Below are 14878 nucleotides of genomic sequence, written 5' to 3'. Positions count from 1 at the left end.
CTGCTGGATTTATATATGTTCTTGAATGCAGAAATAATATACTGAATAATATGAAGTATCCAAATCTTATATTGCGAAGTTTCTGAAGGAGGAAATATGAGTAAAAATATTTATATAATTAGGCATTGTGAAGCGGAAGGGCAAGCTGATGATGTAGCTTTAACAGATAAGGGGTTTCAGCAAGCAGACAAATTATCTGATTTTCTATCCAATTTAAAAGTGGATAGGATCATTTGCAGTCCATTCTTAAGAGCCATTCAAACGATAAAGCCTTTTGCAGTGGCGAGGAATATTGAAATCGAGATGGATCATCGATTAAGGGAACGTAGCCTTAGTTCTAACTTTTTACCGGATTGGTTGGATAAATTGGAAGCAACTTTCTATGATATGAATTTAACGTACGAGGGTGGAGAATCTAGTAACGAAGCGATGAATCGAATTGTAGAGGTAGTAAATGAGATGATCTCAAGTCAATCTAAACATATGATTATTGTGGCACACGGAGGGATTATCTCCTTATTATTAAACCATTATGATAAGAAGTTTGGTTTTGAACAATGGAAGGGTTTAAGTAATCCTGATGTCCATCATTTGGAAATTGATCAAAACAATTTCCAAATGAAAAGATTATGGAAAGATTGATTAGATATTAGAAGCCATCAAAAATGGTTGAAAGTCTTTTTAATAGGAGCTAAACAATTGAAAGAAGAAATAAGAGGATAAAATTCTAAGTAAACGCTTGATTATTGATTTAAAAGAAGAAAAGACGTATTATTTTAAAAATAAGAATATTTAGTAAGAAGGGAAGTGGAAGAATGAATCCGTTGCTGCTAGAGATTCCAGAACAATTTTCAACTGAACGATTAGTCATTCGAATGCCGAGGCAAGGTGATGGCAAAGCCGTATATGAAGCGATAACGGCTTCCATTAATGATCTGAAACCTTGGTTGCCTTTTGCTCAAAAAGAGCAGTCTGTAGAGGATGTTGAAGTGAATATAAGAGAAGCACATATCTCCTTTTTGAAAAGAGAGGATTTAAGATTACTAGTCTTTCTAAAGGAAACAGGTGAGTTTGTTGCGTCTTCGGGATTACATCGAATAGATTGGTCTGTACCAAAGTTTGAAATCGGCTACTGGATTGATAGTCGTTATAGTGGAAAAGGGTATATGACAGAAGCGGTGAAGGGCATTACTGATATTGCTTTCCATGAATTGAATGCACGTAGAGTTGAAATTAGATGCGATGAAAAAAATAGAAAAAGTCGAGCAATTCCAGAAAGGTTGGGGTTTACTTTAGAAGGTGTATTAATAAACGATGATCTATCACCAGATACGAATGAATTAAGAGATACATGCATCTATGCAAAAACAGTTTAGGATTATTAGCTGAATGGGGGAGGCAAAAAATGATCATCTATCCAGTTTTAAAAGATGGAGCAACAATTGGAGTGACTGCTCCATCATCAGGAGTTGAAGAAGAGCTGCATGAATTATTAAAACAAGCCATTGAAAGAATGCGGGATCAAGGTTTTCGTGTTGTATCAGGTAAGACACCTTGGACTCAAGTAAAGGCTAAGTCGGCCCCTCTTCTTCAACGTGCAGAAGAATTGAACTCAATGATGCAAAATGAAGAAATTGATATCATCATCCCTCCATGGGGTGGAGAGCTATTAATTGAAATACTAGAATACATTGACTTTAGTAAAATACAAAACAAGTGGATATTAGGTTACTCCGATATTAGTCTCTTATTATTAGCAACAACACTTACTACTGGACTGGCAACAGCTCATGGCACTAATTTAATTGATCTAAGAGGCGAGTATTCGGATGATACAACTGCAATGTGGCAACAAGTATTAGCAAATAAAACTGGTGAAACAATTGTTCAAAAATCATCGAAAAGCTATCAAAAAGAGTGGAATCATCATAAGCCATCTCCATGTGTATTTCATCTTACTGAAAAAACGGATTGGAAAACGTTGTCTAATCAACCAGTTTATATAGAAGGTCGCCTCCTTGGAGGTTGTATCGATGTAATACACCATTTAGTTGGAACACCATATGGGGATGTAAAAACATTTAGAGCTACACAAATACAAAATGAACCAATTATTTGGTATTTAGAGAATTGTGAACTAACCACAACTGATGTACGGAGATCATTAGTGCAAATGAAGTTAGCGGGGTGGTTTGAGGGCTGCTCTGGCATCCTTTTTGGTCGTAGTGCTGCGAATACAACTGTAGATGATTATTCAATTGAAGACGTCTATCGGGAAATGGCTGATGAGCTACAAATCCCCATTATTTATGATATTGATTGTGGTCATGTTCCCCCGCAATTGACTTTCATTAATGGTGCTCATGCTGAAGTACGCGTAGAAGATGGCAAAGGCACGGTCATACAGCATTTTAGGCCATGAATCATTTCTTGTAGATGGTTTATTTGAAATAAGAAGCGATGGTTATATGTTTAATAAAAAGAGGGACTCCCATTTTTTGCATCCTCTGCGTTTTTTATAATCTAATGACTTGTTCATCAACTAACGCATCTTTAATTGATAAGGCAAATAAATGAAGTTTTCTTAAAGAACGTCCCTACTTATACCTCACTTTCATCTAAATTAGCTGTCTAGTCCTTTATCGAGTAATGAGCAAAAGTAATATAAGCGGAAATTTTCCGGTTAAATGCAGAATGAAGCTTCTTTTGGCGGAAATAAGCGGAAATTTTCCGCTTATTCAATGAAAAAACCCCCTATTTTGAGTTTTTTAAGGCAATAGGCGGAATTTCTCCGCTTATTTGGGCCTTTTATAATAATAATTACGAAATAAGCGGAAATTTTCCGTCTATTTATTCGCTTGGGTGCTTAACCTAATCCCGCCTACTGATCGGTGCAGAACTTCTCGATCCTAGTTAGGGGAATCAACAACTTTCTATCCAATTGCTATTGCCGATTGGTTAAAACCTATGCTACATCTGCTGCTATTTTCGCTAATAAAACATAATCATCCAAAGATATAAAGTAGCAAGCTGATTTAATTGCTAATTCGCTTGCCGAAACCCTTGTCCCTTTTATTTTTCTCCTTTTGAACCGAACTACTGACGTTTTAAAGGGTGTTCCCTTTTTATATCCCTTAAATGAAACGAAAGATGCAAATGGAATAGCGATTATTGAACTTATAAAAATGATTTCATCATAGAGGTGTTTTTATGGAAATTCGAAAAGGAAAAATGAGTGATGCAAAAGGGATTGCCAAAGTTCATGTAGATAGTTGGAGAACAACATATGTGAACATTGTTCCTGACGAATATTTAAAAGAAATGACTTATGAAAGTCGTGAACAATTATGGAACCAACTCATTCCGAATGGAAACGTATTTGTTGCAGAGGATAATAATGGCAAGATCGTTGGTTTTGCCTCAGGAGGAAGAGAGAGAAGCAATCAATATGAAGATTTCAATGGAGAATTATATGCGATCTACCTATTAGAAGAGTATCAAAGGAAAGGAATTGGAAAGTTACTTTTCATGCAAATCGTTAAGTATATTCAAGAATTGGGATACAATACGATGATTGTACTGGTTCTGGCAGAAAACCCCTCCTGTTTATTTTATGAAGCACTAGGTGGAAGGAAGATTGATGCCCTTGAGGTGGAGATATTGGGTAAGAAATTAGTTGAGACAGTTTATGGTTGGGAAGATATTCGTCGGAAAATGGTATAATTATCTCGATTTAAGGAATTGCTAATAAAAAATTTGAGTAATTCTTGACTATGAAAATTGATAATGAAATACTTAAACTGATTCTATTTGTACTGGCAATGGGGTGCTTATGCATGAAAGTAAGAGAGTTCATGATCACAAATGTCATTAAAGCTCATCCAAAAGATAGCATTAAAGAAGTGATGACTATGTTCGTAGAGAAAAAAGTTGGCGGTTTGCCAATTTGTGAAGATGACGGAACTTTAGTTGGAATGGTATCTGATGGAGATATTTTGAGATCAATAAAGCCGATCGAACAGCGTGTTTATGATTTTATTTTTTATATGGAATACTTAGAGGAAGAGAATTTGCGAAGTCGATTAAAGGATTTAACCGAGAAGCAAATTATCAAAATTGCTAAAACAAAAGGATTGATCACTGTTTCTCCTGATGATGAAATTGAACATGCTGTTACGTTATTGTCTAAACATCACTTCAAAAAGCTTCCTGTAGTTAATCAAAATAATCGAGTAGTTGGTGTGATTAGCAGGGGAGATGTGATTCGTAAAATCCAAACTTCGATTCTTAATGAACTGTAGAAAAGGCTGAAGTTCCATTTAATGGAACTTCAGCCTTTTAAATGTTTAGGAAACTAGAAAATCGCACGTTGTGTTTAACTTTGCGACAAGTTTGTCTGCGTCCAGCTCCACAAGGAATACTTCGGCAGCATAAGCATCGCGCGACTATAAGTGTATTTCTTATAGGAGGAGCGCCTACCCCCTCGAGGTCACAAGCCAATCCTCTAAAGATAGGTAAAGGACACCTTTCCGTGAGGCTCGTCTTGTGCTATGCCTGAGGCTGATCAAGGCGCTTGCGCATTTGTTCTTGAATCTATTTAAGTGCTCGTTTTGCAAGTGCTGAAATGGTCATGTCATCCATTGGCGGATTATGTAGTCCTGCACGAACATCTCGATAATACCGCTGTAATGGATTTTTTTGCGATAAACTTCGAGCACCTGCAATTCTCATTGCCAGATCAACTACTTTAATCGCACTGTTTGTGACAGTTAGTTTGACTGCACCTAATTCAGGATTCATTAGATTTCTCTCATCTTCACCTGATTGATCCCATTGATTTGCAATGGAATAGAGAAAATGTCTTGCTCTCATCAGCTCTAATTCTATTTCGCCAATTTTTTGCTGGATATTGGGCAGGTCACTAATTGTTCCTTCCATACTGTTAGGGGAGTAGCTTTTTGCAAAATCAATGGCATAGCTTGCCGCCGCTTGGGCAATTCCAAGATAGCAGGCAGGAATATGCAGCAGCCATCCAGAAGCGGCTTTTTTTCCAGGTTCGATATATTCAACTAAATAATCTCTCTCAATCTGAACCTGATGTAAAACTAAATCATGACTTGCAGTCCCTCTCATTGCAACGCTATCCCACGTTTCATCTATTTCTACTCCCTTAGCTGAACGCGGAATTAAGAAATAGGCAACCTTGTCATTTTCTGCAATGGTTGCAGTTACATTGAAATAATCAAGCACAGGTGACATCGTAGTGAAGTTTTTCCGGCCATTAATAACCCAGTGATTATCGTTCCATACAGCGGTTGTCGTTGGTTTGCCCCCTCGGGTAGGACTGCCAGTTTGCAGCTCAGAAGCACAATTATTGATTAGTGCCCCCTTTTTTACATCTTCACAGAGCATTTGGAAAATGGCTTCATTCCATTTGTTTTTTTCACCTAGATCTTTGATAATTCCCATATGCCAGCCGATAGATAAAGCGGTAGGACCATCTCCTCTTGCGATATACTCTTGAAATCGAACAAAGTCAAAAAGAGAAATCGCTTCACCGCCGTATTTTTTAGGGATTGTTAAGGATGTATAGCCAGCTTTTTTTAGCTCAGAAATATTCTCAAATGGGAAACTCCCGTCTTCATCTAACTTTTGTGCTCTAGATAAGAAGCCTTTAGATAACTGACTTATTAATTCAAGTCGATCTTCTGGCTTTTTTATATCTTGAAACTTCATAATAAGTCCTCCTCATTATTTTCGATCATCTGCATATAGTTCTTAGTTAAAGGCTCTTTTCTAAAAGATTGTTGTTTTTAAAACAATTGTTAGAATGAATGGTTTACGAAATAGGTCGGTTGATTGGAGCGGAAGGTGCGAGACTCCTGCGGGATGCGTAGGACAGCTGAGACCCCACAGGAGCGATTGCTCCGAGGAGGCTCAGCGCCTACCCCGCGGAAAGGGAGCAACCTGGAGTGGAAATCAACCTTTACCAAAATTATGTGTAAAATAGCAACAATGTTTACGAAAACAGCTTAGTTAAAAGAAGAAATTTGTTCCTGTTATTCATCTATTCTAATGGTAAAATAAAGTAAAAACTAGTTGAGGCTATGGAAATGATTCTTTTTGAAGCGATGAATGCTGGGAAACAAATAGATGGAGCAGACATACTGAATAATATCACAATTCAAATAGCAGAGGGTGAAAAGGTAGCGATTGTTGGCCATAATGGCTCAGGGAAAAGCAGTCTATTAAAGTTGATTGGCGGTATTTATGAAAATACGTCAGGTCAAGTGAAAAGGGAGAAGTTTATAACTGGGTATGTGCCTGAACATTTTCCTGAGAATATTCGCTTTACAATCAAGGAGTATTTGTTGTTAATTGGGAAAATGAGCGGCAAAACTGAGGGCGAAATCATAAAGGTTATTTATGATTATTCAGAACTATTCTCGATCACAGCTTATTTAAATACGCCATTAAAAAACTGTTCAAAAGGTACCAAACAAAAGGCTGGAATCATCCAAGCAATGCTGACTCCCCCAGAACTTTTTTTATTAGATGAGCCATTAACAGGATTAGACGAACCAGCACAAAAACAGATGCTAAATATATTAAACTCTTTTAATCAGAGAACATCGATTGTTTTCACTGCGCATGAATCGTTGTTGGTCGATGGTTTAGCAGAACGAGTAATTACGATTGCTAATGGTACGATTCTTTCTGATGAGAAAAAAAGAATAAATGAAAAGATATATATGATTAAGGCAATTGTTCCAAATAAAGAAATTGTTTCAACGATCGATTGTGTACATATGAAATATCAGGAAGGGAACATCATTGAATGGATGGTATTTGCTGAGCAGTCTGATGAGGTTTTGATTAAACTTTTGAACAATGGCTGCAAAATAATTGAATTGAAAGAAAAGAGGTAGGAAGTTGACAGCTTTTATCCGCTATGAACTAATGAGTTTCATCCGTTCATTAAAGTTTATCCCGCCTGCAGTACTTTATTTGGCATGGATTTTTATTTTGTATGCGTATAAAAATGTGCCAGTACTTAGCAGCTATGGTGTTTCATCGATTTGCTTATATTTAACGATGACATGGATAGCGATGGTGATGTTTTCGCTAGAGGTGGAGAGTGAAAAGCATATACTTTTCACTCATCTAAGAAGCAAGGAGAGATTCTTATGTGGGAAATGGCTCACTTGTCTAATTGTCATGGTCCCAATCATGCTATTTGCTATATTTTTTCCAATCATTACAGGCAGTTTTAATGAAGGGATGAAGGGAGATTACTATGCTTTAGCGTTTTTTTCACACATTGTGTTTGCAATTTTAGGCATTTTAGTTGGCTCACTTTTTTCAGCCACTTTTTTGGCAACGAGAAAGTATGCGTGGCTGTCAGCTGTATTTTTTTTAGTTTGTTCACTAGCTTCAAAGGCATTAATTGAAACGTTAGAAATACTAAAATGGATCGTATGGATTTTTCCTCCTGTATTTAAAATCATTGACCATATGAGCAATGATTTCATAGGGAACATGTCATTTTGGTTTGATAATATCTTTGTTTTTATTTATATAATCTTTAGCACTTTTATTCTTATTTACCTTTTTTTAAAGAAAGAAAAATAAGAGAGTGTTATCTACTATCTGACTCTTAAGAGGACATCACTTGCCCCCCATTTACATGGAGTGTTTGTCCTGTTACAAATCGTGAATCATCAGATGCTAAATACACATATGTTGGGGCAAGCTCAAATGGCTGTCCTTGACGCTGCATTGGATTGCCAGCAAGTGTCACTACATCAGCTGAAAAACTAGAAGGAATGAGGGGAGTCCAAATCCGGCCAGGCGCTACAGCATTGACTCTAATTCCCTTTTCTACTAAACTATTGGCCAATGCTCGGGTGAAGCCAATATTGGCGCCTTTCGTTGCTGAGTAATCGATCAATTGATCATTTCCATAAAATGCAACAACAGAAGATGTATTAATGATGGAGCTACCTGGTTTTAAGTACGGCAGGGCTGCCCGAGTAGTATAAAAATGCGAATATATATTTACTTTAAATGTATCATCAAATTGTTCGTCTGTAATATCTAGCAGACTTAATTGCTGAAATTGGATACCAACATGGTTACATAGAATATCAAGCTGTCCGAATTCCTGCACTGTTTCTTCAACAATCTTCATGCATTGCTGTTTATTTCTTAAATCTCCAGCCAATAATAGACATCTTTGGCCAAGTTCTTCAATTCTTGTCTTTGTTTGATTCGCATCTTCGTGTTCATCTAAATAGCTTATCGCAATATTTGCCCCTTCTTTTGCAAAAGCAATCGCTACTGCAGCGCCGATTCCACTATCCCCTCCAGTAATGAGTGCAACTTTGCCAACTAGTTTTTCACTTCCTTTTTCATTTGGATTTTCAATAATAGGCTGTGGCACCATTAATTTTTCAATCCCGGGCTGTCGCAGCTGTCGCTGTTCTGGGACTGTAATTGGTATCTCTTCATATTGAGTTATTTTTCCGAAATTTGGGTGCATTGGATATTCCTGTTTTTGTAAATTATGATGGGGGCTATGCTGATTTCTTTTCATTCGATCCCTCCGCAAACACATATTTTGATTACTTTATGTGGTCTAGGCGAATTAAGTGCTTATTTCATTGATCCATTCAGAAAGTGATGAATGACGGGCTCAATTGTATAGGGGAATGAATAATGTAATGGGAGAATACGTCTGAAGGAGGTTTTAGTATGCAATCCGATATTCCAGAAGTAAAAATATTACTAGTAAATTATTCTGAAGAAAGGGTGGAATTACAGTATAATTCTAATTCTAAGCCACTAGAAATGCCTAAAATAGGTCCTAGAACCCCTTATTATTGTCATCCGCGGTATGAACCTTATTACCCGATTATTTAAAGAATTAGATTGCTGATAATGACGATTGAAACTATTTATTTGACGACTAAAAAAAGTTATTGTAAGATACTATTTGTCTTGGATTAAATATATTTTATTTCGAGGTAAAACTTTTAAATAGAAGTAAGGAGATATAAATATGAATGTTTTAGTCGTTAAAGCAAATAATCGTCCAGCATCTGAGGGAGTAACTAGTAAAATGTATGAAGTGTTTATGGAGGAAGCTCGAAAAGTGAGCGGGATTGATCTTCATACATTTGATGTTTACAAAGAAGACATGCCATATTTCGGCCAAGATTTCTTTAGTGCAATGGGAAAATCAGCACAAGGACTAGAATTAAATGAAATAGAGCAACGAATTCTAGCTGCATCAACGAAAGCAATGGATGCCTTTATGGCAGCAGATGTAGTTGTTTTTGCATTCCCATTATGGAATAAAACAATTCCAGCCCCATTACAAACATTTATTGATTATATTTACCGTGCAGGTATGACATTTAAATATACTGAAAATGGTCCAATTGGCCTTGTACCAAATAAAAAAGTGATCATTCTAAATGCACGTGGTGGTGTTTATTCAACACCTGAGATGCAACCATTTGAAATGAGTGTAAATTATGTGAAGCAAATAATGAATTTCTTTGGTGTTCAAGCGATTGAAGAGGTTATTATTGAAGGACATAATCAATATCCAGACCGTGCAGAAGAGATCGTAGCTGAAGGAATGGAACGTGTAAAAGTTTCTGCAAGCAAATTGATGCCTGTTCATGCATAGTTCGATGAAAAATTGCCAAAAATGAGTAGTAGAAGCTCTAATTCCTAGTTTAAGGAGTTAGGGCTTTTTTTATTAGGTTCCTTTTTCTAGCCTATTTTCTAAAAGATTGTTGCTTTTAAATCAATTGTTTGAATGTAGTTGACCAACTAGGTCGTTCGAATGGAGGGAAAGGTACGAGATCCTCGAAAATGCTGTCGCATTTCCTTCGTGCGGTGTGGATTCTAAGGAGCCAACTCAATGTCCTGCGGGATGTATAGGAACAACAGAGCCCCCCGGATTGCTCCAAGGAGTCATTGCACTCACCCAGTAGAAAGGGAGTGCACGTAAGCAGAAATAAAACTTTACCAATTATGTGTAAAATAGCACCAATGTTTACGAAAACGGCCTTTTATTAATAAAAATAAATAAGTGTCTTTACACATGTATATTCTGGTGTATAATAGGTTACGTGATTTACTAGAAACTAGAGGGGTGATCTTTTGAAATCGAAAGAATTGAAGTGGGCAATTCTTATTTCTATTATTATCTTACTTGGTTATCTTCTTCCTTATACGGTGTTAACCAATGTAGCGGAATGGTACGGAAGTTTATTATTATGGACGATCTTAGCAGTCATAATTATCGCGATAAATTATTTGATTTCTAGGAAATGGGGTGAATAATGTTGAGTACAAGTTTAGTTTGGTGGACAATTGCCATTTATATTATTATTTCATTATTTGTTGCTTATTTATCAAGAAGCGGGAAACAAACGAACATGGTCAGTTATTTTTTAGGAGACCGTAAGTTAAATGGATTTGTTTCTGCATTAAGTTATAGTGCAACTACATATAGTGCCTTTATGTTAGTAGGTTTAGCTGGATTAACATATAAGGGTGGAGTAGGTGCATTTGGTTTTGAGATTATCTATTTTATGGGTGTATCATTAGTTGCTTTCTTTGGCCCAAGATTTTGGTTAGTTGGAAAGAAATATGGATATGTGACTCCTTCTGAAATGCTTGGAGACCGATATGAAAATAAAAAAGTGGCAATGGTTGTTTCCATATTCAGCTGTCTTTTCCTCATTCCTTATAGTGCGGTTCAATTAGCTGGTGTGGGCTATTTATTAGCAGGGATCACGGATCATGCAATCTCATTTACAACAGGTGTAATTATTGCCACAGTCCTTGCAATCGTCTTTTCGTATATTGCTGGCATTCGATCAGTTGCTTGGACGGATTCATTGCAATCATTATTTATGATCATTTCTGCTACTTTAGTTGTTATCTTAATTATTCGTGGACTAGGTGGCTTAGGTTCATTTTTTGATACAATTAAATCAAGCAATCCTCAATCATTAACGGTTCCTGGTAACGGATTCTTTAGCTTTCTAACATTTTTAGGGTTGACTGTTCCATGGTTTTTCTTTAGCTTGTCCAATCCACAAGTAAGCCAAAGATTATTCATGCCAGCCTCCTTAAAAAGCTTAAGAACTATGTTAATGGGATTTTTAATCTTTGGTTTCATTTATACAATCGTTTCTGTTGTCTGGGGGTTTTCTGCATCTATCATGTTTCCCAACTTGGAAAATGCGGATCTTGCAACACCGAAAATGCTGTCATCTGATTTAGTTCCACCAATCCTAGCAGTCATCGTTATGGTAGGAATTATGGCAGCGGCAATATCGACCATTGATTCGATTTTACTTACGTTATCATCCCTATTTGCAAGGGATGTATATGGAAATATAAAAAAAGATGCTACGGATAAGAGCCAGCTAGTAGTTGGGAAAATTGTTATTCCTATTATTGCCATATTGGCCTACCTTTTTGCGCAAACAAATGCGAATTTAATTGCTGTTCTATCAGTTGCTTCTTCTGCAGGCTTACTTGTTGCAGTCCCAGCAATAATTGGCGCATTTTTTTGGAAAAGAGGAACAGCTGCTGGGGCGTTATCAAGTGTTATTATTAGCGGGATTATTGTGATCATTTTAGAATTAACGTCTCTGAAACCACTTGGACTTGCTTCAGGACTTTGGGCAATTATCATCTCAACGCTTCTATTTATAGGTGTAAGTTTAATGACGAAAGCACCTGAGAAGAAAGCGACAGAATTTCTATCTTATTTAAAAACAGAGCTTAGAAAAAATAAGATCGTTTGATTTTTATGTTAAGAATGTACAACTGAATTGAAATAGGAGTACGAAATCTCTATGGATTTCGTGCTTTTTTATTGTAATGACCGTTTCCTCTTTTCGTAAAATTCATAATAAATAAATAGTATTTACATATTCCTATCATATATATAATGGTAAAATATATGAAAGAGTATATATTTGGAGGATACGAACATTGGATGAACAAACAAAATATATGATCGTTATTTCTTTTGATTGTTTAGCATCACTAGATTTTGAACGCATTAAAACACTTCCAAATTTCCAGCGGGTTTTTCAAAAAGGTTCCTATGCTAAAAATGTGAAAACGATTTATCCGTCTGTAACCTATCCATGCCATGCAACGATTGTGACAGGGAACTATCCAAATCGGCATGGCGTTGTAAATAATACATTATTACAGCCTGGTGCAGCTTCACCTGATTGGAATTGGTATCGAAGTGCAATTAAAGGTACAACTCTATATGATGAAGCAAATAAAAGTCATCTCACAACAGCAGCACTTCTCTGGCCAGTTACGGGCAAAGCAAAGGGCATTCAATATAATTTGCCAGAAATTTTTCCGAATCGGCCATGGCAAAATCAAATTCTTGTTTCACTTATGAGTGGCACACCATCCTATCAATGGGAGCTAAATAAGCGCTTTGGTCATATTAGAAAGGGATTAAACCAACCTGAACTAGATGATTTTGTTTTAGAATCAACCGTTCATACGATTTTAACGAAGGCACCCAACTTGCTTCTTGTTCACTTCACAGATTTAGATACGATGAGACATCACTATGGTGTAAATTCAGAAGAGGCAACGAACGCACTTCATCGCCATGACGATAGATTGGGACGTATATTAGATGCACTTGAAGAAAGTGGACGCTATGAGGATACAACGATTGTCATATTAGGGGATCATAGTGCATTGGATGTAAATAAAGCCATTCATTTGAACCGTATTTTCCTCGAAAAGGGCTTAATTACTGTTGATGCAAAAGGGAATATAAAGGATTGGCAGGCATACTGTAACGGATGTGATGGCTCTGCTTATATTTATTTGAATAGCAATAATGAGAAAGAAACAAAATCAGCTGTAAAAGAAATTCTAGATGAATTAATCGTCGATCCTAGTAATGGAGTGGAACAAATAATGACTGGAGAGGAGGCTGGTAGAAGAGGCGCTGATTCAGCTTGTGCATTTATGGTAGAGGCAAGAAAAGGATATTATTTTCTTGAACATATACAGAGTGAGTATTTAAAAGAAATTACTCAGGATGATGTTTGGAAGAATAATAAATACATGCTTGCCTGTCATGGGTTTTCACCTGAGAAGCTTGATTATACGACGTTTTTTCTAATGTCAGGTAAAGGAGTTCAGCCAAATGAGATTGTACCATTTATGCATCTAGTTGATATTGGGCCAACATTAGCTAGTTTACTAGGTTTGAATTTAGGTCAAACAGATGGTCAAGTAATTGAACAATTTATTAAAGCCAATCCAGTGTTAGTAGGTAAATAGGAGGTTGTTAAATGAAGAAAATGTCCAAACCTGAACGCAGTTGGGTTTTTTATGATTGGGCAAACTCGGCTTATTCAATTGTCATTGTTACGGCAATTTTTCCTTTGTATTTTAAATCAGCAGCTGCAGAGGCTGGGATTGCTTCAGCGACCTCTACCGCTTATTGGGGATATGCCAATTCAATTGCCACACTCATTGTCTCCATATTAGCGCCATTATTAGGAACAATTGCTGACTTTAGAGGCTTCAAAAAAAGATTCTTTACTTTCTTTGCGTCATTAGGGATTATCTTTACACTGTTATTAGCGGTCGTTCCAATGGAACAGTGGCTCATATTATTAGGGTGTTTTGTTTTAACATCTATTGGTTTTGCGGGTGCAAATATCTTCTATGATGCTTTTCTTGTGGATGTAACAAGTGAAGACCGGATGAATCGCATTTCTGCCAATGGTTTTGCTCTTGGATATATTGGAAGTACGATTCCATTTGTTATTTCAATAGGAATCATTATCATGGCTCAACAGGAGATTATTTCATTATCTGTTGGAGTTGCTAGTCAAATTGCTTTTGTCATTACAGCATTATGGTGGGGCTTCTTTACGATGCCAATGCTTAAAAATGTGGAGCAAAAATATTATGTGGAACGTGTTCCAAATCCTGTAGCTACTAGCTTCAAAAAGCTGTTTGTTACTTTGAAAAATATTAAAGCCTATCGAGCATTATTTCTGTTTTTATTAGCTTATTTCTTTTATATTGATGGGGTTCATACAATTTTTACAATGGCAACAGCTTATGGTTCTGATTTGGGAATTGGTTCTACCACATTATTAATTGTTTTATTTGTTACGCAGATCATTGCTGCCCCTTTTACAGTCCTATTTGGAAAACTAGGGCAGAAATTTACTGAAAAAAGAATCATAATGGTTGGAATCTTAATTTATATAGGTATTTGTGTTTATGCCTATTTCATGAAATCAGCCATAGACTTTTGGGTACTTGCCATGCTTGTTGGTACAGTTCAAGGAGGTGTTCAAGCATTAAGTCGTTCCTATTTTGCCAAGCTTGTTCCGAAAGAGTCGTCAAATGAGTTTTTTGGATTCTATAATATTTTTGGTAAGTTCGCAGCGATCGCTGGACCTGTATTAGTTGGTGCTACTGCTCAAATCACAGGAAATACGAATAGTGGTGTGTTCAGTCTTGTCATCCTATTTGTCATTGGCGGCATTCTTCTTCTTAGGGTACCAGATCATAATCGTTTAACAGTAAATGAAGGATAGGAAACAGATAAGCATCTGTTCTCCTGTCAACAGGTAACCTTTTTAGAAGTAATACACATTATAAAATAATTATTTGGCATGTGGAATCGCAAAAATTTCATATGCCATTTTTTTGCTTTAAATTGATGATGGACAAAACAGTAGATAGAGCGCAAAGCAAAGTCCATCAATCCTGGTGTGATGGACAAAACAATTGATAGAAGGCAAAGCAAAGTCCATCAATTCTGAGATGATGGACA

At 36.5% G+C, this 14878-nt stretch carries 15 protein-coding genes; 13 read left to right on the top strand and 2 right to left on the bottom strand.

All coding sequences use genetic code 11. The features are described 5' to 3' along the window. Positions 1–96: 96 nt before the first annotated feature. The 5 genes from J2Z40_RS16610 (at position 97) to J2Z40_RS16590 (ending at position 4301) form a co-directional block, all read left to right on the top strand. Positions 97–642, top strand: a complete 546-nt coding sequence (locus J2Z40_RS16610) for a histidine phosphatase family protein (RefSeq protein ID WP_066392930.1) — start codon at positions 97–99, stop codon at positions 640–642. Between the two features lie 173 nt (positions 643–815). Continuing rightward, positions 816–1376 (top strand): GNAT family N-acetyltransferase, encoded by a 561-nt coding sequence (locus J2Z40_RS16605; protein WP_066392931.1) that lies wholly within the window; start codon positions 816–818, stop codon positions 1374–1376. 29 nt (positions 1377–1405) lie between these two features. Beyond that, positions 1406–2422, top strand: coding sequence for a S66 family peptidase (locus J2Z40_RS16600; RefSeq protein WP_066392932.1), 1017 nt, complete (start codon positions 1406–1408; stop codon positions 2420–2422). A gap of 788 nt (positions 2423–3210) precedes the next feature. Then, positions 3211–3723 carry a GNAT family N-acetyltransferase gene (locus tag J2Z40_RS16595; protein ID WP_066392933.1) on the top strand — a complete coding sequence of 171 codons (513 nt, stop codon included), beginning with the start codon at positions 3211–3213 and terminating at the stop codon, positions 3721–3723. Between the two features lie 113 nt (positions 3724–3836). After that, positions 3837–4301 carry a CBS domain-containing protein gene (locus J2Z40_RS16590; RefSeq protein WP_066392935.1) on the top strand — a complete coding sequence of 155 codons (465 nt, stop codon included), beginning with the start codon at positions 3837–3839 and terminating at the stop codon, positions 4299–4301. Positions 4302–4593: 292 nt separating this feature from the next. On the opposite strand, the gene J2Z40_RS16585 is transcribed toward J2Z40_RS16590, so the two are convergent. Then, a complete protein-coding gene (locus J2Z40_RS16585) occupies positions 4594–5736 on the bottom strand; it encodes an acyl-CoA dehydrogenase family protein (protein ID WP_066392937.1) in 1143 nt (380 codons plus the stop codon). Positions 5737–6113: 377 nt separating this feature from the next. Between J2Z40_RS16585 and J2Z40_RS16580 the strand changes: the two genes are divergently transcribed. Together J2Z40_RS16580 and J2Z40_RS16575 are read left to right on the top strand one after the other, a co-directional pair. Continuing rightward, positions 6114–6929, top strand: coding sequence for an ATP-binding cassette domain-containing protein (locus J2Z40_RS16580; protein ID WP_162840474.1), 816 nt, complete (start codon positions 6114–6116; stop codon positions 6927–6929). A gap of 4 nt (positions 6930–6933) precedes the next feature. After that, on the top strand, positions 6934–7632 hold the full coding sequence (locus tag J2Z40_RS16575) for a hypothetical protein (RefSeq protein WP_066392939.1): 699 nt from the start codon (positions 6934–6936) through the stop codon (positions 7630–7632). Positions 7633–7657: 25 nt separating this feature from the next. Here J2Z40_RS16575 and J2Z40_RS16570 read toward each other — a convergent pair whose 3' ends face one another. After that, on the bottom strand, positions 7658–8596 hold the full coding sequence (locus J2Z40_RS16570) for an SDR family oxidoreductase (protein WP_066392943.1): 939 nt from the start codon (positions 8594–8596) through the stop codon (positions 7658–7660). Between the two features lie 158 nt (positions 8597–8754). Between J2Z40_RS16570 and J2Z40_RS16565 the strand changes: the two genes are divergently transcribed. The 6 genes from J2Z40_RS16565 to J2Z40_RS16540 all read left to right on the top strand — a co-directional run bounded on the left by J2Z40_RS16565 (position 8755) and on the right by J2Z40_RS16540 (position 14639). Next, the gene (locus J2Z40_RS16565; protein ID WP_162840475.1) at positions 8755–8922 is read left to right on the top strand and encodes a hypothetical protein; all 168 of its coding nucleotides are present in this window, start codon (positions 8755–8757) and stop codon (positions 8920–8922) included. A 139-nt stretch (positions 8923–9061) separates the two neighbouring features. Continuing rightward, positions 9062–9697, top strand: a complete 636-nt coding sequence (locus J2Z40_RS16560) for an FMN-dependent NADH-azoreductase (protein WP_066392944.1) — start codon at positions 9062–9064, stop codon at positions 9695–9697. 479 nt (positions 9698–10176) lie between these two features. Beyond that, positions 10177–10359 (top strand): hypothetical protein, encoded by a 183-nt coding sequence (locus tag J2Z40_RS16555; protein WP_066392947.1) that lies wholly within the window; start codon positions 10177–10179, stop codon positions 10357–10359. 2 nt (positions 10360–10361) lie between these two features. Then, the gene (locus J2Z40_RS16550) at positions 10362–11837 is read left to right on the top strand and encodes a sodium:solute symporter family protein (protein WP_066399178.1); all 1476 of its coding nucleotides are present in this window, start codon (positions 10362–10364) and stop codon (positions 11835–11837) included. A gap of 211 nt (positions 11838–12048) precedes the next feature. Next, positions 12049–13362: an alkaline phosphatase family protein gene (locus tag J2Z40_RS16545; RefSeq protein WP_066399179.1), complete on the top strand. Its 1314-nt coding sequence runs from the start codon at positions 12049–12051 to the stop codon at positions 13360–13362. An 11-nt stretch (positions 13363–13373) separates the two neighbouring features. Beyond that, positions 13374–14639: an MFS transporter gene (locus J2Z40_RS16540; protein WP_066392949.1), complete on the top strand. Its 1266-nt coding sequence runs from the start codon at positions 13374–13376 to the stop codon at positions 14637–14639. The last annotated feature ends 239 nt before the right edge of the window (positions 14640–14878 follow it).

Source organism: Cytobacillus eiseniae, assembly GCF_017874625.1.
GTDB classification, from domain to species: domain Bacteria; phylum Bacillota; class Bacilli; order Bacillales; family Cytobacillaceae; genus Cytobacillus; species Cytobacillus eiseniae.
Note: the sequence above shows the minus strand (reverse complement) of the source record. Positions and strands in the feature narration are given on the sequence as shown.